The organism is Streptomyces sp. JL2001 (assembly GCF_050917515.1).
Lineage (GTDB): Bacteria > Actinomycetota > Actinomycetes > Streptomycetales > Streptomycetaceae > Streptomyces.
This window is the reverse complement of sequence record NZ_CP169421.1, coordinates 1,987,921-2,006,243: the sequence shown is the minus strand read 5'-3', so window position 1 is coordinate 2,006,243 and position 18,323 is coordinate 1,987,921. Positions and strand designations below refer to the sequence as shown.

Genomic DNA, 18,323 nt, shown 5'->3' with positions numbered 1-18,323 from the left:
ACATCGCGATCGAAGGGACGTACATGCCCATGGGTCACACGGCCACAGCCGAGGCCGGCTCCGGAGGCCTGACAGCGACCGAGCACCGGCTGGCCAACGGCCTGCGCGTGGTGCTCTCCGAGGACCACCTGACCCCGGTCGCCGCGGTCTGCCTCTGGTACGACGTCGGTTCGCGCCACGAGGTCGCGGGCCGCACCGGCCTGGCCCACCTCTTCGAGCACCTGATGTTCCAGGGATCGAAGCAGGTCCACGGCAACGGCCACTTCGAGCTGGTGCAGGGCGCGGGCGGCTCGCTCAACGGTACGACGAGCTTCGAGCGCACCAACTACTTCGAGACCATGCCGACCCACCAGCTGGAGCTCGCGCTCTGGCTGGAGGCGGACCGCATGGGCTCGCTGCTCACCGCGCTGGACGACACCTCGATGGAGAACCAGCGGGACGTCGTCAAGAACGAGCGCCGCCAGCGGTACGACAACGTCCCCTACGGCACCGCCTTCGAGCGGCTGACCGCGCTGGCCTACCCGGACGGCCACCCGTACCACCACACCCCGATCGGCTCCATGGCCGACCTGGACGCGGCCACCCTGGAGGACGCGCGGGCCTTCTTCCGCACGTACTACGCGCCGAACAACGCGGTGCTGTCGGTCGTCGGCGACATCGACCCCGCGCAGACCCTCGCCTGGATCGAGAAGTACTTCGGCTCCATCCCGTCCCACGACGGCAAGCTGCCGCCGCGCGACGGCACCCTGCCCGACGTCATCGGCGAGCAGCTGCGCGAGGTCGTCGAGGAGGAGGTCCCGGCCCGCGCGCTGATGGCCGCCTACCGCCTGCCGCACGACGGCACGCGCGAGTGCGACGCCGCCGACCTGGCCCTGACCGTCCTCGGCGGCGGGGAGTCCTCCCGGCTGCACAACCGCCTGGTCCGCCGCGACCGCACGGCCGTCGCGGCCGGCTTCGGCCTGCTGCGGCTCGCGGGCGCACCCTCGCTCGGCTGGCTGGACGTCAAGACCTCCGGCGGCGTCGAGGTGCCCGAGATCGAGGCCGCCGTCGACGAGGAGCTGGCCCGCTTCGCGGCCGAGGGCCCGACGCCCGAGGAGATGGAGCGCGCGCAGGCCCAGTTGGAGCGCGAGTGGCTGGACCGGCTCGGCACCGTCGCCGGCCGCGCCGACGAACTGTGCCGCTTCGCGGTGCTGTTCGGCGACCCGCAGCTCGCCCTGACCGCGGTGAACCGGGTCCTGGACGTCACCGCCGACGAGGTGCGGGCGGTGGCCCAGGCCCGCCTGCGTCCGGACAACCGCGCGGTCCTGGTCTACGAGCCGGTCGCCGCCGAGCAGAGCGACAGCGACGAGGAAGAGGGAGCGGAGCAGTGACCGACGCCGCCGCGTCTTTGACGAGCATGGAGTTCCACCCGCAGCCGAAGCCCGGCGCGGCCCGCCCGTGGGCCTTCCCGGCCCCGGACCGCGGCGCGCTGGACAACGGCCTGACCGTGCTGCGCTGCCTGCGCCCGGGCCAGCAGGTGGTGGCCGTGGAGATCTTCCTCGACGCCCCGCTGGACGCCGAGCCCGAGGGCCTGGACGGCGTGGCCACCATCATGGCCCGCGCCCTGTCCGAAGGCACGGACAAGCACTCCGCCGAGGAGTTCGCCGCCGAGCTGGAGCGCTGCGGCGCCACGCTCGACGCGCACGCCGACCACCCCGGCGTCCGGGTCTCCCTGGAGGTGCCCGTCTCCCGGCTGCCCAAGGCCCTCGGCCTGGTCGCCGAGGCCCTGATCGCGCCGGCCTTCGTCGAGACCGAGATCGAGCGCCTGGTGCGCAACCGGCTCGACGAGATCCCGCACGAGACGGCGAACCCGGGGCGCCGGGCGGCCAAGCAGCTCTCCAAGGAGCTGTTCCCGGCCGACTCGCGCATGTCCCGGCCGCGGCAGGGCACCGAGGAGACGGTCGCCGCGATCGACGCCTCGGCCGTCCGCGCCTTCTACGAGGCCCACGTCCGCCCCGCCACGGCCACGGCCGTCGTCGTCGGCGACTTCACCGACGTGGACGTGGACAAGATCCTCGCCGAGACGCTGGGCGCCTGGACGGGCGACACCGCCGAGGCCCGCCCCGTCCCGCCGATCACGGCCGACGACACCGGCCGGGTGGTCATCGTGGACCGCCCGGGCGCCGTCCAGACCCAGCTGCTGATCGGCCGCGTCGGGGCCGACCGGCACGACCGCGTGTGGCCGGCCCAGGTCCTCGGCACGTACTGCCTCGGCGGCACGCTCACGTCCCGCCTGGACCGCGTGCTGCGCGAGGAGAAGGGCTACACCTACGGTGTCCGGTCCTTCGGGCAGGTGCTCCGCTCCGACGGCGCGGGCAACGGCGCCTCGATGCTCGCCATCAGCGGATCCGTGGACACCCCCAACACCGGCCCGGCACTTGACGACCTGTGGAAGGTGCTCCGCACCCTCGCCGCCGAGGGTCTGACGGACGCCGAGCGGGACGTGGCCGTGCAGAACCTCGTGGGCGTGGCGCCGCTCAAGTACGAGACGGCCGCCTCCGTCGCCGCGACGCTCGCCGACCAGGTCGAGCAGCACCTTCCGGACGACTACCAGGCGCAGTTGTACGCGCGGCTGGCCGAGACGGGCACGGTCGAGGCGACCGCCGCCGTCGTCAGCGCCTTCCCGGTGGACCGTCTGGTCACCGTCCTCGTCGGCGACGCGGCCGCGATCGCGGAGCCGGTCCGTGCGCTCGGCATCGGCGAAGTGACCGTCGTCTCCGGCTGATTGCGGAGACCGGTGGCCGAAAAGGCATGGCAGCGGGACCCCGATCGAGTGGTATGTCGGGGTCCTCTGCTTTGTCCGGAATGGCGGGCTGGGTGATCGTTTGCCCTGTGGCATGTCTTACAAACGGGCCTGTCTGTTTGGCGATTGAAAGGCGGTCCGCTTAGCTTCGATCCGGCTGTCCGCCAGTTGCACCCGCCGCGCCCGCGGCATCGGACAGTCATCGCCGAGTCCCCGTCAGGCGCGAGCCTGGGGAGCCGGGGACCCACAACGAAGTCCCTGGGGTGAATCGGACGCCTTCGCACCCGTGCGGAGGGGCCCGTAGGAGACCTTCCTGCTCCGAACCCGTCAGCTAACCCGGTAGGCGAGAAGGAAGGAAAGGATCAGCCACTACATGGCGTTCACCCGTGCCACCGGGAAGCATCGTGGACCGAGCCGTATGGCGCGCCGTGGCGCCGGCATCGCCGGCATCGCCACCCTCGCCACCACCGGCGTCATCGGAACCCTCGCTTCCCCGGCGCTCGCCGCCGACACGGAAGCCCCCTCGCTGGAGGACACCGGCCTCAACCAGACCGTCGTCGCCGACGTCCTGGCGGACACCGTGAGCGCCCAGGCCGCCGCCCAGGAGCGGGAGGCCGTCGAGGCCGCCGCCCGGGAGAAGGCCGCGGCGGAGGCCAAGCGCAAGGCCGAGGCCCGCGCCAAGGAGATCCGCCTGGCTAAGGAGCGCGCGGCCCGTGAGGCCGAGCGCAAGCGCCTCGCCTCCTTCCAGCTCCCCGTCGCCGGTTCGTACGTCAGCACCGGCTACAAGACCGGCGGCTCGCTCTGGTCGTCCGGCAGCCACTCCGGGGTCGACTTCCACGCCTCCTCCGGCACCAAGGTCGTCTCCGTGGGCTCCGGCACCGTCGTCGAGGCCGGCTGGGGCGGCGCGTACGGCAACAACATCGTCATCCGGATGCACGACGGCACGTACACCCAGTACGGTCACCTCTCGGTCATCAGCGTCTCGGTCGGCCAGACCGTCACCCCGGGCCAGAAGATAGGCCTCTCGGGGTCGACCGGTAACTCCACCGGCCCCCACCTCCACTTCGAGGCCCGCAGCACCGCCGAGTACGGCTCCGACATCAACCCGATCGCGTACCTGCGTGCGCGCGGTGTGAACGTCTGAACCCCGCCCGCGTCAGAAAAGCCCCGGCTCGTACTGAGCCGGGGCTTTTTTGCAGGCCAAAAGAAATCCATGGGCCGACGGTGGCCTTCGGAAATATCCCTCTGCTGCAATAGAGTCACGGAAGGGTCGGCGAACAGGCGTCCATCGGATGGGTTTCGCGCGGATTAAGGCGGAGGTCGAACATGCGCATTCCCGCGCACTCGGTATGCACGGCGATCCGGGACGACATCGTCTCCGGTGTCTTCGAGCGCGGCGGCCGGCTGACCGAGGAGCAGCTGGCGCGCCGCTACGGAGTCTCCCGCGTCCCGGTCCGCGAGGCCCTGCGCACCCTGGAGTCGGAGGGGTTCGTGGTCACCCGCCGGCACGCCGGGGCCCATGTCGCCGAGCCCACCGAGCAGGAGGCGGCGGACCTGCTGGACATGCGGGCCCTGCTGGAGCCGCTGGGTGCCGCGCGGGCGGCGCAGCGCCGCACCGAGGCCCATCTCAAGGTGCTGCGCGGCCTGGTCAGGCTGGGCCAGGAGAGGGCCAGGCGGGGCCAGGGCGACGACCTGCGGTCCCTGGGGGGCTGGTTCCACGAGACGCTGGCGCAGGCCGCCGGCAGTCCGGCCCTGACGGCGCTCCTCACCCAGCTCCGCCACAAGATCGCCTGGATGTACGCGGTCGAGCCGGCGGCGCAGCCGGTGGAGGAGTGGGCGGAGCACGGGGCGATCGTGGACGCGGTGGCCCGCGGCGACGCCGAGCGGGCGCGGGCGCTGACCGCGCTGCACGCCGAGCGCTCGCTGGCCCGGCACCGGCCCAAACGGTCCGGGCGCGGCCGTGTGAGGCCTTCGCAACATGCCGTAAACACCGCGAGCATCCGGAATTAACGGTGGCACCGTATACAAAGAGAGTGAATACGGGGGCCGGATCTCGTGCTGCCCGCAATTCGGTGTGCGCATTTCCCGGGCGGCGAGCAAATGGCTCGTACCGCTCCGGATGAATCCGGAATAGACGAAGGAGCCGCACCCGCCGGAATTCGGACGGATGCGGCTCCCGCGTGAGGTGTCGTCAGACGGTCTCGGGAAGCTCCTCGAGCCCCTCGGCAACCAGCTTCGCCAGACGGTCCAGGGCGACCTCGGCGCCGTCGGCGTCCGAAGCGAGCACGATCTCCTCGCCACCCTGCGCGCCCAGGCCGAGCACCGCGAGCATGGAAGCGGCGTTCACCGGGTTGCCGTCGGCCTTGGCGATCGTCACGGGGATCCCGGAGGCCGTGGTGGCACGGACGAAGATGGAGGCGGGGCGGGCGTGCAGGCCCTCGGCCCAGCCGACGTTGACGCGGCGCTCAGCCATGGTGTTGCCCTTCAAGTCTTGGCCGGTTGTCTAGACCAGTCTCTCATGGGTTGCGAGGTGCTCGTGCCGACCTCCGGCCCGGCCGGAACAGCCCTCCGGCCCTCCTACCTTGCACGGCACCCACGTCGTGCGCGACCGGTGCCGGCGCCGTGTCCCGGTCGTAGGCTGACCCCATGCAGAGCGCGTCGGAACAGCCTGAACACGCATACCCCGACCACTGGGAGGCGGACGTCGTCCTCCGCGACGGCGGCACCGCGCGCATCAGGCCGATCACCGCCGACGACGCCGACCGCCTGGTCAGCTTCTACGAGCAGGTCTCGGACGAGTCGAAGTACTACCGCTTCTTCGCGCCCTACCCCCGGCTCTCCGCCAAGGACGTCCACCGCTTCACCCACCACGACTTCGTGGACCGGGTCGGACTCGCGGCGACCGTCGGCGGCGAGTTCATCGCCACCGTGCGCTACGACCGCATCGACGCCACCGGCCGGCCCGCCAGCGCCCCGGCCGACGAGGCCGAGGTCGCCTTCCTGGTGCAGGACGCGCACCAGGGCCGCGGGGTGGCCTCGGCCCTGCTCGAACACATCGCGGCGGTCGCCCGGGAGAGGGACATCCGGCGGTTCGCGGCCGAGGTGCTCCCCGCCAACTCCAAGATGATCAAGGTCTTCACGGACGCCGGCTACACCCAGAAGCGCAGTTTCGAGGACGGAGCCGTACGGCTCCACCTCGACCTGGAACCCACCGTCCGCTCGCTCGCCGTCCAGCGCGCACGGGAGCAGCGGGCCGAGGCCCACTCCGTGCAGCGCCTCCTGGCCCCCGGCTCGGTCGCCGTGATCGGCGCCGGGCGCGCCCCGGGCGGGGTGGGCCGGACGGTGCTGCGCAACCTCGTCGCCTCCGGCTACACCGGCCGCGTCCTCGCCGTGAACCGCAGCCTGGAGGCGGGCGCGCCCGCCGCGTTCGACGGGGTGCCTGCCTTCCGCTCCGTGGGCGACATCGGCGAACCGGTGGACCTGGCGGTCGTCGCCGTCCCCGCGGAGCGGGTGCCGGAGGCCGTCGCCGACTGCGGCGAGCACGGCGTCCGCGGACTCGTCGTCCTCTCCGCGGGCTATGCGGAGAGCGGTGCCGAGGGCCGGGAGCGCCAGCGCGCACTGGTCCGGCAGGCCCGCTCGTACGGGATGCGGATCATCGGGCCCAACGCCTTCGGGATCATCAACACGTCCGCCGGGATCAAGCTCAACGCCTCGCTCGCCCCGCAGATGCCGGCGGCCGGCCGGATCGGCCTGTTCACCCAGTCCGGCGCCATCGGCATCGCCCTGCTCGCCGGGCTGCACCGGCGCGGCGCCGGGCTCTCCTCCTTCATCTCCGCGGGCAACCGCGCGGACGTCTCCGGCAACGACTTCCTCCAGCACTGGTACGACGACCCCGAGACGGACGTCGTGCTGCTCTACCTGGAGTCGATCGGCAACCCCCGCAAGTTCACCCGGCTGGCCCGCCGCACGGCGGCGGTCAAACCGGTCGTCGTGGTCAAGGGCGCCCGGCACAGCGGCAGCGCGCCGCCCGGACACCGCGTGCCCGTCACCCGCATCCCGCACGCCACGGTCTCCGCGCTCCTCCGGCAGGCCGGGGTGATCCGGGTCGACACAGTCACCGAGCTGGTCGACGCCGGCCTGCTCCTCGCGGGCCAGCCGCTGCCGGCCGGACCGCGGGTGGCGATCCTCGGCAACTCCGAGTCGCTGGGGCTGCTGACGTACGACGCCTGCCTGACGGAGGGTCTGCGCCCGCTGCGCCCGCTCGACCTGACCACCGCCGCGAGCCCGGCGGACTTCCGCGACGCATTGGCGGCGGCGCTCGTGGACGACGCCAACGACGCGGTCGTGGTGACGGCGATCCCCTGGGTCGGCGAGAACGGCGCCGTCGAGTCCGGCGACGGCGAGGTCCTCGCGGCCCACCTGCGCGCCGCGGTCGACACCGCCCCGGCCGCGGCGAAGCCGGTGCTCGTCGTACACGTCGAGATGGGCGGTCTGGCGGAGGCCCTCTCCGCCGCCACCAGCACGCGACCGCAGCCGGCGGCCGGCCCGGGGTCCGCCGCCGGCCGGCCCGCACCCGGCACCGCACAGCCGACGGCCGGCGCCTCGACGCCCCCGGCTCCCGACGCCTCCCGCGTCGCCCCCGCCCCGGCCGGCGCACCCGGTGCCCCCACGTCCGGCCCGCCCGGCCCCCCGGGACCCGCGCCTCGCACCGGCGACGGCTCCGCGCCTCGCACCGGCGACGGCCCCGCGCCCGGTGGCCGCACCACCGGGGGCATCCCCGCCTACCCCGCCGCCGAGCGGGCCGTACGGGCGCTCGCCGAAGCCGTGCGGTACGGACAGTGGCGGCGGCAGGCCGCCGAGCCCGGGCGCGTGCCGGAGTACGAGGACATCGACGAGAGCGGCGCCGCCGCCCAGATCGAGCGGCTGCTCGGGGAGGACGCCGAGGCCGCCGGGGTGACCCTGGACGCGGACGCGGCGGGCGAGCTGCTCGCGCGGTACGGGATCGCCGTCCGGCCGACGCAGCCCGCGCCCGGCCCCGACGAAGCCGTCGCGGCCGCCGCGCGGCTCGGCTACCCCGTGGCGCTCAAGACCACCGCGCCCCACCTGCGCCACCGGCCCGACCTCGGGGGCGTCCGGCTCGACCTCGCCACCGAACAGCAACTGCGAACCGCCTACGCCGAGATGACCCAGGCCCTCGGCAAGCCCGAGGAGCTCCACCCCGTCGTGCAGGCGATGGTGCCCCGCGGCGTCGACACCGTCGTCCGTTCGGCCATCGACCCCGCCGTCGGCGCCGTGCTGTCCTTCGGGCTCGCCGGAGCCCCCTCCGAGCTGCTGGGCGACACGTCCCACCGGCTGGTCCCCGCCACCGACCGGGACGCCGCCGAGCTCGTGCGCTCCATCCGCACCGCCCCGCTGCTCTTCGGCTGGCGCGGCTCCGCACCGGTCGACACCCCGGCCCTGGAGGAACTGCTGCTGCGCGTCTCCCGTCTCGTCGACGACCACCCCGAGGTCGTCGCGATCGCCCTGGAACCCGTCGTCGTGGCCCCGCACGGGCTCTCCGTGCTCGGCGCCACCGTCCGCCTCGCCCCGCCCCCGCCCCGCACCGACCTCGGCCCGCGCCGCCTGCCGAGCTACTGAGAGAGGCCACCCCTCCGCGCGGCCCGCCCCGCCTCATCGGCCCGCAAGCCGGAGGGGTGCTCGCCCAAGCGTCCCGGAGCGCCCCTTCCGACGGATTAGGATGGAGTCCATGGCAAAGACCGGTACGACGACCCAGGGGCTGCGCGCGGCGATCGAGCGCAGCGGCTACTACCCGGCCCTCGTGGCCGAGGCGGTGGAGGCCGCCGTCGGTGGGGAGGCGATCGCGTCGTACCTGGTCCACCAGGAGACCACGTTCGACTCCAACGAGGTCCGCCGCCACGTCACCGTGCTCGTCCTGACGGCCAACCGTTTCATCGTCAGCCACACCGACGAGCAGAACGCCGACACCAGCTCCCCGACGCCCTACGCCACGACCTCCACCGAATCCGTCAAGCTCGACCGGATCTCCTCGGTCGTCGTCAGCCGCGTCGTCGCCAACCCGGAGTCGTACACCCCCGGCACCCTGCCCCGTGAGGTCGTCCTCACCATCGGCTGGGGCGCCGTCTCGCGCATCGACCTGGAGCCCGCCGCCTGCGGCGACCCCAACTGCGACGCCGACCACGGCTACACCGGGAACGCCACCGCCGACGACCTCAGCCTGCGCGTCAGCGACGCGGGCGACGGGCCGGACACCGTCCGGCAGACCCTGGCCTTCGCGCAGTCGCTCTCCGAAGCCACCGCGGCGACCCGCTGATGGTGCAGCCCGCCGTCGTCGCCTCCGGGTGGCCGGACGATCCGGTCCCGCTCGCCCTGGACACCGCGCCCCTCCCGGCGTACGGCTCCGGCTCGCTCGCCGACCTCCTCCCCACCCTCGTCGCCGGACAGGGCGTGCCCGGGTTCGAGGCCCGGATCCCCGAGCTCGCCCCGGCGGACCGGAACTGTGTCTTCCTGATCGACGGGCTCGGCTGGGAGCAGATCCTGGCCCACCCGGACGAGGCGCCGTACCTCACCTCGCTGCTCGCCGGCTCGCGCGGCGGCACCGGGCGCCCGATCACCGCGGGGTTCCCCGCGACCACCGCGACCTCGCTCGCCTCGGTCGGCACCGGCCGGTTCCCCGGCGAGCACGGGCTGCCGGGCTACACGGCCCGCAACCCCGCGACCGGCGAGCTGATGAACCAGCTCCGCTGGAAGCCGTGGACCTCCCCGCGCGTCTGGCAGCCGTACCCCACGGTCTTCGAGCTCGCCCACCGGGCCGGCATCCACACCGCGCAGGTCTCCTCGCCGATCTTCCAGGACACACCGCTCACCAAGATCGCGCTGAGCGGCGGCTCGTTCCACGGCCGGCTCTCCGGCGAGGAGCGGATGGACTTCGCGGCCGAGCAGCTCGCCGGCGGGGACCGCTCGCTGGTCTACACGTACTACAGCGAACTCGACGGCGCCGGACACCGTTTCGGAGTCGACTCCGACGCCTGGCGCGGCCAGCTGATGTTCGTCGACCGGCTCGTCCAGCGCCTGGCCGAACAGCTGCCGCCGCGCTCCGCGCTCTACGTCACCGCGGACCACGGCATGGTCGACATCCCCTTCGACGAGCAGTCCCGGATCGACTTCGACGAGGACTGGGAGCTGCGGGCGGGCGTCGCCCTGCTCGGTGGTGAAGGGCGTGCCCGCCACGTCTACGCCGTACCGGGTGCCGAGGCCGACGTCCTGACCTGCTGGCGCGAGGTCCTCGGGGAGCAGTTCTGGGTGGCGAGCCGGGAGGAGGCCGTCGCGCTCGGCTGGTTCGGCCGGCCCGGTGACGGGATCGACGAGCGGGTGCACGGCCGGATCGGCGACGTCGTCGCCGCCGCCCACGACGACGTCATCATCACCGCCTCCGTCAACGAACCGCACGAGTCGGCGATGGTCGGCGTCCACGGATCGATGACACCCGCGGAGCAGCTCGTGCCGCTCCTCGAGGTCCGTTCCTGACCCTGCCCGTCCCCGCCCCGTCCCCCTCCCGCGGCCCCTCCGCTCCCCAGACCCGAAAGGTCCCCGACCTCCCATGCCCGAGCTGGTGTTCTTTTCCGGAACGATGGACTGCGGGAAAAGCACGTTGGCCCTGCAGATCGGGCACAACCGCTCGGCGCGCGGCCTGCAGGGCGTGATCTTCACGCGCGACGACCGGGCGGGGGAGGGCAAGCTCTCCTCGCGCCTCGGCCTGGTGACCGAGGCGGTCGAGGCCGCCCCCGGCATGGACCTGTACGCCTACCTGGTGGACCAGATGTCCCGGGGCGGCAAGGTCGACTACGTGATCGTCGACGAGGCGCAGTTCCTCGCCCCCGAGCAGATCGACCAGCTCGGGCGGGTGGTGGACGACCTGGACCTCGACGTCTTCGCCTTCGGGATCACCACCGACTTCCGCACCAAGCTCTTCCCCGGATCGCAGCGCCTGATCGAGCTGGCCGACCGCATCGAGACCCTCCAGGTCGAGGCGATGTGCTGGTGCGGGGCCCGCGCCACGCACAACGCGCGCACGGTGGGCGGCGAGATGGTCGTGGAGGGCGAGCAGGTCGTCGTCGGCGACGTGAACCGGCCGGCCGAGGAGATCGGCTACGAGGTGCTGTGCCGGCGCCACCACCGGCGCCGGATGACCAGCGCCTCGGCGCACGCCGGCTCGCTCTCCCCGGACGTGCTCCCCGTCACCCCCTCCTGACCGTCCCTCTCGGCCGGCCGCGGCACCGCGAGTTCACCTCGGGTGTACCCGCGCACCGTCTGCCGATCGGACGCGGGTCGCCCGGCTCGGCGGTAATGGCCGTCGGCCCGTGACGTCCCGCCCGGGCTCCGTGCATCCGCGCGACACATCCCGGAGGACGCGTGCCCCCTGCTGCCGAGACCGAGTCCGCCCAGGCCGAGAGTGAACGCGCCGGGGGTGAACGCGCCGGGGGTGCGACGGCCGGGGACACCCGGACCGAGGACGACGGACGGCCGGCGTCGACCTCGGGACCGGAGGACACCGGGCACGCCACGGCCGCGAGCGGGCACCGAGCCCGGGCGTGGACGCGACGAGCCCGGCACAGCGCCCGGCTGCGCGCATCGGCCGCCGCCGCCCTCCTGACCTGCGTCGTCCTCTGCCTCGGCGGCCTGCTGGCCGGCAGCCATCCCTTCGGGCCCACCACCCGCAACACCGTCGACCTCGGCCAGCAGTACCTGCCGTTCCACGCGTACTGGCGCCGGCTGCTGCTCGGCGAGACCCACGGCGACCTCTTCCTCAACTGGAACTCCGGCTTCGGTGCCAACTTCCTCGGCGACTACGGCACGTACCTCAGCAGCCCGTTCGACCTGCTGGTCCTGCTCTTCCCCGCGGACAGCGCCGAACTCGCCCTCTACGTCGTCACCGCCGCCAAGATCACCGCCGCGGGGGCCGCCATGGCGCTGCTGCTCCTGACGCTGCGCCCCGGCCCGTGGCCGGTCGCGGCCGTCCTGGGGACGGCGTACGCGCTGTGCGGCTGGACCCTGAACTTCGCCGCCACCGTCCCGATGTGGCTCGACGGCCTGCTGGCCTTCCCGCTGCTCTGCCTGGTCGGCGAGTGGGCCCGGGCCGGGCGCCGCGCCGTCCTCGGCCCGCTGGTCGTGGCCGTGGCCTGGTACGCGAACTTCTACACCGCCTACATGGCGACGCTCGGCGCGGCCGTCGTGCTCGCCGTCCGCCTGTGCACGGCCGACGACACCGGCCGCCGGCGTCTCGCCGGACTGCTCCGCGCCGCCCGGGGTGTGCTCGTGGGCGTCGGACTGGCGGCCCCGCTCGTCCTGGTGATCTTCCTGGCCACCCGGGTCGCGGACCCCACGCCCGGGACGACGTTCACCGCCGTCGCCTGGACGGAGTTCCTCGCCCGTCTGCTGCCCGCCACGGCGAGCGTCGCCAGCCCCGCCCTCTTCATCGGCACCCCGGCCCTCCTGCTGGCCCTCACCCTCCCCTTCAACCGGGCCGTCACCCCACGGACCCGGCTCGCCTGGACGGCCGCGACCGCACTGGTCGCGCTCTCGATGCAGTGGGAACCCACACATCTCCTCTGGCACGCGGGCGCCTCGCCCAACGGCATCCCGTACCGTCAGACCTTCGTGCTCTGCGGCCTGTTGCTGATCGCGGCCTGGCTTTCCACGGCCCAGGGGCTGCCCCGGACGCCCGCCCTGCTCGGCGCGGGCGCGGTGCTCGCCGCCCTCACCCTGGCCTCCCGGGGAAGCCCGGACGTCGACCGCTGGACGTATCCCGCCTTCGGCGCCGCCCTGGTCCTCGGCGTCCTCGCCGCCGCGGCCGTCCTCCTCGCCCGGCGGAAGGCGGTCGGCACCAAGGCCCTGCCCGCGGTGGCCGTCGTCCTGCTCGTCCTCGCCCAGGCGGGCGAGACCGCGATCAGCGCGGGCCGGATCGAGCGGCAGCAGCTGGCCGAGGTCTCCTGGGCCCCGCGGCTCGGGCCCTGGCACACGGACATGGCGCGGGCCACCGCGAGCAAGGACGCCTGGCCCCGGCGGCGCACCGACCCCGGCGAGGTCCCCGGCGGCAACGACGTGCTGCTCGTCGGCGGCCAGGGAGCGGACTACTACAGCAGCCTGACCGCCGACGTCACCTCACGCACCCTGACCTCGCTCGGCTTCGGCTCCTACGCCAAGGGCCGCCACCCGGTCAGCCTGGACAACCCCGTGACCGACGCGATCTTCTCCATCGGGACCCGGATGCGCTCGGCGCCCGCGGCGCCGCTGCGCACCGACCGGCTGCCCGAGGCCACGATCAGCATCGCCGACACGCCCGTGCCCCCGCTCGTCACCGTCCGTCCCGACCTGCGGCTGCCGGCCCGCGAGGCCCGCTTCGGCCCGTCCGCCTTCGCCAACCAGGAGGCCCTGCTCGGCGCCGACGTCTACGAGGTGCCCGCCGCGCCCCGCCGCGCCACCGGCCCGCGGGGCGGCGCGGTCACCCTCACCGCCTCCTGCCCCGCCGGCGCCCAGGTGTGGTTCTGGGCCCCCGACTACCGGGGGACCGCGGCCCTGGCGGGCAGCGCCCCGGTCGCCTTCGCCGGCCGCCCGCCCGCCGTCATCGGCCCCATGCAACGGCTCGGCACCGTGCCCGCCTCGGGCGAGGTACGGATCGCACTGGATCCCGCCACGCGGCCCGCACTGCCCCGGCAGCCGGTCGGCTGCCTGGTCGAGGACCGGCTGACCGAGGCCGTGCGCCGGTCGACCACGATCGGAGCCACCGCGGTGCGGACCTCTGGCCACACCCTCACCGCCGAACTCCCGCCGGGCAGCAAGGGCACCGCCCTCGTCGCCGTACCGCGGATCTCCGGCTGGACCTGCTCCGCGGGGAACGCCGCCCCCGTCCCCGCCCGGCGCCACCTGGGCCTGATCGCCGTTCCCCTCGACGGCACGGCGACCACCGTCGGCTGCTCGTTCCGGCCGCCCGGACTGCGGCTCGGCGGCGCGATCGGCGCCACGGCCCTGCTCTGCCTCCTGGCGATCGGCGCGCGGCAGCGGTTTCTCCGCAGGACCGGAAGAGTTCATCCGGCGTGCACACCGGCCTCGTCCGACGGGAATTGACCGTCGATACGCTGCCCGCCTGAGCGGGTCCGGGTGATCACCGACGGGCGCGTTCGCTCGATGGTTCTCCTGGGTGAGTGTTGGGATTCCGTGTGCCGAAACTGTCCGTCGTCGTCCCCTTCCACAACGTCGGGGCCTACGCCCCCGACACCCTGCGCAGCCTCGCGATCAACGCGGACCCGGAATTCGAGTTCCTGCTGGTCGACGACTGCTCCACGGACGACACCCCGTACGTGCTCGACCGGCTGAAGGACCGTGTGCCGAACGCCACCGTCATCCGGCACGAGACCAATCTCGGGGTGGCCCAGGCACGCAACACCGGAATCGACGCGGCGACCGGCGACTACGTCACCTTCCTCGACGGCGACGACTGGTACGCGCCCGGCCACCTGCGCGCCATGGTCGACGGAATCGAGGCCTTGGGCTGCGACTTCGCCCGCACCGACCACGTCCTGTCGACCGGCCGGACCCGCGCCGTCCGGTACGCCCCGGCCAAGCTCCGCGACACGGTGATGGACCCCCGCGACGGAATCGCCCCGGCCTCCATGGTGACGATGGTCGACTATCCCTTCGTCCCCTTCGGCATCTACTCCGGCCGTCTCTTCGCCGACGGGGCCTCGCGGTTCGAGACGAGACTGCGCACCGCCGAGGACCGCCTGTGGATCTGGCGGCTGCATCTGAACACCACGTCCTACGCGGCACTCAGCCTGCACGGTGCCTTCTACCGCCGCGGAGTCACCACCTCGCTCACCCAGATCACCGACAACCGCCAGCTCGACTTCATCCCCTCGTACGACCTGCTGCTGGAAGACGTGTCCGCGGACGCCGAGGCGGACCGGTTCCTGCCGAAAGCGGTCCGCACCTATTGCGCGATGATCGCCTTTCACATGGGAAAGGCCGACCAGTACGAGCCGGCCGTCACCCGACGCCTCCGGCACGACGTCACCGACGCCCTGCGCAGGATGCCGCAGCGGGTCCTCGACGAGACGCTGGCCGGCATGGACACCGCGCGCGGCACGCTGCTCCGCAGCCTGCGCGCCACCGGAAAGGCGGCCTGACCCATGGCCACGGACCCCACCCCGTCGGGCACCGCCCCGGCCACGCCGACCCCGGCGGCGCCCGCACCGAGCCCCGACGCACCCGCGTCGGGCCGCCGCGGGCAGCGGGTGCAGATCTTCCAGGTGTCGACCCTGTACGGCGCCGCCACCGTGGCCGCCGCCCTGGACTCCGGCCGGTTCGGCACCCGCGGGGACGCACGGCGGGTCCTCCTGGTGTCCCACAACGCCGAGATCCCCGAGACCGCGCTGCGACTCGACGCCATGACCGGCTACGACCGCATCGCGGCCCGCTTCGACACCACGGTCGAGTGGAACGAGGCCATCCACCCCCACCACCCCGGCTCCTGGGCGCCCCGACCCGAGGAGACCCCGCTCTGGCAGCGGGTCCTGCGCACCGCCTGGGACCTGGGCGACGGCCCGGTCGAACTCATCGTCGAGTCCATCCAGGCCAACCCCGCCAAGGCGCTCGCCGCCGTGTTCGCCGAGAGCACCGTGCAGCTCTACGCCGACGGACTGATGAGCTACGGCCCCACCCGCGACGAGCTGCCCCAGTCGATCGGCTGCCGCGTCCGGCGACTGCTCCATCTCGATCTGGTGCCCGGACTGCGCCCACTGCTCCTCGCCGAGTACGGCGTCGAACCGGAGATCGTGCCCGACTCCGCCTTCCGCGCGGTCCTCGCCGAGATCGCCGGGGCGGCCGAGGGGGACCCGCACGTCGCGGCGGCCGTCGAGGCCGCACCCACCGCCGTGCTCCTCGGCCAGTACCTCGCCGTCCTCGGCATCCTCACGGCCGACGAGGAGGAGGACCTGCACGCCCGGATGGTGCGCGGCGCCGCGGCGGCCGGACACCGCTCCGTGATCTTCAAACCGCATCCGACCGCACCCGCCCGCTACTCCCGGGCCCTGCGGGAGGCGGCCGAGGCCGTCGGCGTGCGGCTGACCGTCCTGGACGGCCCGCTTCTCGCCGAGACCTTCTACGCCCGCTGCCGGCCGCGGCTCGTCGTCGGCTGCTTCTCGACCGCGATGCTCACGGCCTCGGTGTACTACGGCGTACCCATCGCCCGGGTCGGCACGGGAACGGTGCTGGAGCGGCTCCAGCCGTACGAGAACAGCAACCGCGTGCCGCTGACCCTCGTCGACCACCTGGTGCCCGACCTGGAGTCGGGCGCCGGACCGGCCGTCCCGGGAGCCGCGCCGGACACGCTGGAATCGCTGGTCAGGGCGGTGGGCTACTGCATGCAGCCGAAGCTGCACCCGGGTCTGCGCGCGGAGGCCGTCGCACTCCTCGACGGCCTGCGTCCGGACGACCCGCTCGCCCGCTACGTCGACCGGGACCGGCTGACCGAACTCGGCCTGCCCGGCGGGGACGCGGGCCGCTCCCTCTCCCGGCCGCGACGGCTCAGGCGTCGGCCGACCGGACGATCGTGAAGACGGCACCCTCGGGGTCCGTCACGGTCGCCAGGCGGCCTGCCGTGCCCTCCCGCGGCTGTCGCAGGACCCTGCCGCCCAGCTCCGTGACCAGGCGGGCGGCCGCGTCCGTGTCGGCGACCTCGAAGTACGTCATCCAGTGCGCGCCCCGGTCGCGCGGGAGCGCGGTGCCGACCCCGTGCAGGGAGGCGACCGGACGGCCGTCCAGGTGCAGGGTCAGGTAGTCGAAGTCCGCGGAGACGACCGGCTCGATCTCGTACCCGAAGACCGTCCGGTAGAACTTGGCGACCATCGAGGTCTCGTGCGTCAGCAGCTCGTTCCAGACCGGCGTCCCGGGCGGTCCCGCGGTCGCCGTGCCGTGGTGCGCCTCGGCCTGCCAGACGCCGAAGACGGCGCCCGTCGGGTCCGAGCAGATCGCCAGCCGGCCCGCCTCGCCGGCGTCCAGCGGCCCGACGGCGACGGTGCCGCCGCAGCAGCGGATGGTCTCGGTGGTCCCGGCGGCGTCGTCGGTGGCCAGATAGGTGGTCCAGGCGACCGGCAGATGCCTGTCGGGCGGCAGCTGGCCGATCCCCGCCACCTCCTTGCCGTCCAGGAGGGCACGGACGTACGGGCCGAGCTGTTGGGGCCCGGGCACGAACTCCCAGCCGAAGAGCGCGCCGTAGAACTCCTGCGTCGCGTCAAGGCCGTGCACCATCAGGCTCACCCACGAAGGTGTACCGGGTGTGCGTCGCGTCGCCTCGGTCATCGTCACTCTCTCCTCGGACCATCGTCGTGGCCGCACGGGGGACCGGGCGTCCGTACGCACGCGTACGGAGCGGTGGGCCCGGGCGCCGGCTCCGGAGCGGAGGTCCACACCCGCCGTCGAGCCGGCCGCGCACGTGCCTCACCGCGCGCCCGGTGCCGATCGTTGCACCGTTGGGCGCGCGGTGCGCCCCGGCCGCGCCGACTTTGGCGCGATCCGGCACGAGGATGCCTGGAATGCCGGTTCCTGGCCGCCGCCGACCGGTCGGCCGGACCTACCGAGCGGCCCGCGGCGTCGCGGGCTGCGCGAGGATGGCACCCATGAAGCCCATCATCACCGCAAGCGAACTCGTGAGCGAGTCGGCCGGGCCGAGGCCCCCGGTCCTGCTGGACGTCCGCTGGCAGCTGGGCGGCCCGCCCGGGCTGCCCGAGTACGAGGCCGGCCACCTCCCCGGCGCGGTCTACGTCGACCTCGACGCCGAGCTGGCCGGACCGCCCGGCGCCGGTGGCCGGCACCCCCTGCCGGACATGGCGGTCTTCGGCGCGGCGATGCGCCGGGCGGGTGTCTCGGCCGGTTCACCGGTCGTGGTCTACGACGGCGGACTCGGCTGGGGCGCGGCCCGCGCCTGGTGGCTGCTGCGCTTCACGGGCCACACGGACGTGCGGGTCCTCGACGGAGGCCTCGCGGCCTGGACGGGGGAGCTGTCGAAGGAGACCCCGCGGCCGGCGCCGGGCGACTTCGCACCGGAGCCGAGCCCGGTCGGACTGCTCGACGCCGACGGCGCGGCGGCGGTGGCCCGCTCGGGGCTCCTCCTGGACGCGCGGGCGGCGGAGCGCTACCGGGGCGACGTCGAGCCCATCGACCGGGTCGGCGGCCACATCCCGGGCGCCGTCTCGGCGCCCACGACGGAGAACGTCGCTCCCGACGGCCGCTTCCTGCCGGCGGACGCGCTGGCCGCACGCTTCTCGGGCCTGGGCGCGACCGCCGACTCCGAGGTCGCCGTCTACTGCGGTTCGGGCGTCTCGGGCGCCCACGAGGTCCTCGCCCTGGCTCTGGCCGGCATCCCGGCGGCCCTGTACGCGGGGTCGTGGTCGGAGTGGTCCCACGACCCCGCCCGCCCGGTGGCCACGGGACCTGACCCCCGGTAGGGGCGCCGGCCCGCCCGGGCACG

The 18,323-nt window shown here is 73.8% G+C and carries 14 protein-coding genes and 1 riboswitch; of the genes, 12 read left to right on the top strand and 2 right to left on the bottom strand.

The genetic code is table 11. The features are described from left to right. The first annotated feature begins 23 nt into the window (after window positions 1-23). From ACE1OA_RS08730 to ACE1OA_RS08715, 4 genes are all read left to right on the top strand, one after another. Window positions 24-1,370, top strand: coding sequence for a M16 family metallopeptidase (locus tag ACE1OA_RS08730; protein ID WP_356604184.1), 1,347 nt, complete (start codon window positions 24-26; stop codon window positions 1,368-1,370). Between the two features lie 26 nt (window positions 1,371-1,396). After that, the gene (locus ACE1OA_RS08725; protein WP_356604359.1) at window positions 1,397-2,764 is read left to right on the top strand and encodes a M16 family metallopeptidase; all 1,368 of its coding nucleotides are present in this window, start codon (window positions 1,397-1,399) and stop codon (window positions 2,762-2,764) included. 211 nt (window positions 2,765-2,975) lie between these two features. Further along, a riboswitch (cyclic di-AMP (ydaO/yuaA leader) is annotated at window positions 2,976-3,142 on the top strand. Between the two features lie 13 nt (window positions 3,143-3,155). After that, window positions 3,156-3,926 (top strand): M23 family metallopeptidase, encoded by a 771-nt coding sequence (locus ACE1OA_RS08720; RefSeq protein WP_356604182.1) that lies wholly within the window; start codon window positions 3,156-3,158, stop codon window positions 3,924-3,926. 182 nt (window positions 3,927-4,108) lie between these two features. Continuing rightward, window positions 4,109-4,792 (top strand): GntR family transcriptional regulator, encoded by a 684-nt coding sequence (locus ACE1OA_RS08715; protein WP_356604180.1) that lies wholly within the window; start codon window positions 4,109-4,111, stop codon window positions 4,790-4,792. A 181-nt stretch (window positions 4,793-4,973) separates the two neighbouring features. On the opposite strand, the gene ACE1OA_RS08710 is transcribed toward ACE1OA_RS08715, so the two are convergent. Continuing rightward, on the bottom strand, window positions 4,974-5,255 hold the full coding sequence (locus ACE1OA_RS08710) for an HPr family phosphocarrier protein (protein WP_147976764.1): 282 nt from the start codon (window positions 5,253-5,255) through the stop codon (window positions 4,974-4,976). 173 nt (window positions 5,256-5,428) lie between these two features. Between ACE1OA_RS08710 and ACE1OA_RS08705 the strand changes: the two genes are divergently transcribed. From ACE1OA_RS08705 to ACE1OA_RS08675, 7 genes are all read left to right on the top strand, one after another. Continuing rightward, on the top strand, window positions 5,429-8,419 hold the full coding sequence (locus tag ACE1OA_RS08705; protein ID WP_432752592.1) for a GNAT family N-acetyltransferase: 2,991 nt from the start codon (window positions 5,429-5,431) through the stop codon (window positions 8,417-8,419). Between the two features lie 109 nt (window positions 8,420-8,528). Continuing rightward, window positions 8,529-9,113, top strand: coding sequence for a DUF5998 family protein (locus ACE1OA_RS08700; protein WP_329115009.1), 585 nt, complete (start codon window positions 8,529-8,531; stop codon window positions 9,111-9,113). Next, window positions 9,113-10,327, top strand: a complete 1,215-nt coding sequence (locus ACE1OA_RS08695) for an alkaline phosphatase family protein (RefSeq protein ID WP_432752591.1) — start codon at window positions 9,113-9,115, stop codon at window positions 10,325-10,327. Before ACE1OA_RS08700 ends, ACE1OA_RS08695 begins: the two co-directional genes overlap by 1 nt. A 73-nt stretch (window positions 10,328-10,400) precedes the next feature. Further along, window positions 10,401-11,051: a thymidine kinase gene (locus ACE1OA_RS08690; protein WP_356604173.1), complete on the top strand. Its 651-nt coding sequence runs from the start codon at window positions 10,401-10,403 to the stop codon at window positions 11,049-11,051. A gap of 161 nt (window positions 11,052-11,212) precedes the next feature. Then, a complete protein-coding gene (locus tag ACE1OA_RS08685) occupies window positions 11,213-13,924 on the top strand; it encodes a YfhO family protein (protein WP_432752590.1) in 2,712 nt (903 codons plus the stop codon). A 92-nt stretch (window positions 13,925-14,016) separates the two neighbouring features. After that, window positions 14,017-14,982, top strand: a complete 966-nt coding sequence (locus tag ACE1OA_RS08680) for a glycosyltransferase family 2 protein (protein ID WP_356777374.1) — start codon at window positions 14,017-14,019, stop codon at window positions 14,980-14,982. Between the two features lie 3 nt (window positions 14,983-14,985). Beyond that, window positions 14,986-16,410, top strand: coding sequence for a polysialyltransferase family glycosyltransferase (locus ACE1OA_RS08675; protein WP_432752589.1), 1,425 nt, complete (start codon window positions 14,986-14,988; stop codon window positions 16,408-16,410). Here the strand turns inward: ACE1OA_RS08675 and ACE1OA_RS08670 are convergent. After that, window positions 16,382-17,155 (bottom strand): VOC family protein, encoded by a 774-nt coding sequence (locus ACE1OA_RS08670; protein ID WP_356604165.1) that lies wholly within the window; start codon window positions 17,153-17,155, stop codon window positions 16,382-16,384. The genes ACE1OA_RS08675 and ACE1OA_RS08670 overlap by 29 nt on opposite strands. Window positions 17,156-17,472: 317 nt before the next feature. Between ACE1OA_RS08670 and ACE1OA_RS08665 the strand changes: the two genes are divergently transcribed. Further along, window positions 17,473-18,300 (top strand): sulfurtransferase, encoded by an 828-nt coding sequence (locus tag ACE1OA_RS08665; RefSeq protein WP_384867659.1) that lies wholly within the window; start codon window positions 17,473-17,475, stop codon window positions 18,298-18,300. The last annotated feature ends 23 nt before the right edge of the window (window positions 18,301-18,323 follow it).

Excerpts from the sequence above, each read along its gene's own strand:
- ACE1OA_RS08730 (WP_356604184.1), top strand. The coding sequence starts at position 24 with ATGCCCATGGGTCACACGGCCACAGCCGAGGCCGGCTCCGGAGGCCTG.
- ACE1OA_RS08725 (WP_356604359.1), top strand. The coding sequence starts at position 1,397 with ATGGAGTTCCACCCGCAGCCGAAGCCCGGCGCGGCCCGCCCGTGGGCC.
- ACE1OA_RS08720 (WP_356604182.1), top strand. The coding sequence starts at position 3,156 with ATGGCGTTCACCCGTGCCACCGGGAAGCATCGTGGACCGAGCCGTATG.
- ACE1OA_RS08715 (WP_356604180.1), top strand. The coding sequence starts at position 4,109 with ATGCGCATTCCCGCGCACTCGGTATGCACGGCGATCCGGGACGACATC.
- ACE1OA_RS08710 (WP_147976764.1), bottom strand. The coding sequence starts at position 5,255 with ATGGCTGAGCGCCGCGTCAACGTCGGCTGGGCCGAGGGCCTGCACGCC.
- ACE1OA_RS08705 (WP_432752592.1), top strand. The coding sequence starts at position 5,429 with ATGCAGAGCGCGTCGGAACAGCCTGAACACGCATACCCCGACCACTGG.
- ACE1OA_RS08700 (WP_329115009.1), top strand. The coding sequence starts at position 8,529 with ATGGCAAAGACCGGTACGACGACCCAGGGGCTGCGCGCGGCGATCGAG.
- ACE1OA_RS08695 (WP_432752591.1), top strand. The coding sequence starts at position 9,113 with ATGGTGCAGCCCGCCGTCGTCGCCTCCGGGTGGCCGGACGATCCGGTC.
- ACE1OA_RS08690 (WP_356604173.1), top strand. The coding sequence starts at position 10,401 with ATGCCCGAGCTGGTGTTCTTTTCCGGAACGATGGACTGCGGGAAAAGC.
- ACE1OA_RS08675 (WP_432752589.1), top strand. The coding sequence starts at position 14,986 with ATGGCCACGGACCCCACCCCGTCGGGCACCGCCCCGGCCACGCCGACC.
- ACE1OA_RS08670 (WP_356604165.1), bottom strand. The coding sequence starts at position 17,155 with ATGACCGAGGCGACGCGACGCACACCCGGTACACCTTCGTGGGTGAGC.
- ACE1OA_RS08665 (WP_384867659.1), top strand. The coding sequence starts at position 17,473 with ATGAAGCCCATCATCACCGCAAGCGAACTCGTGAGCGAGTCGGCCGGG.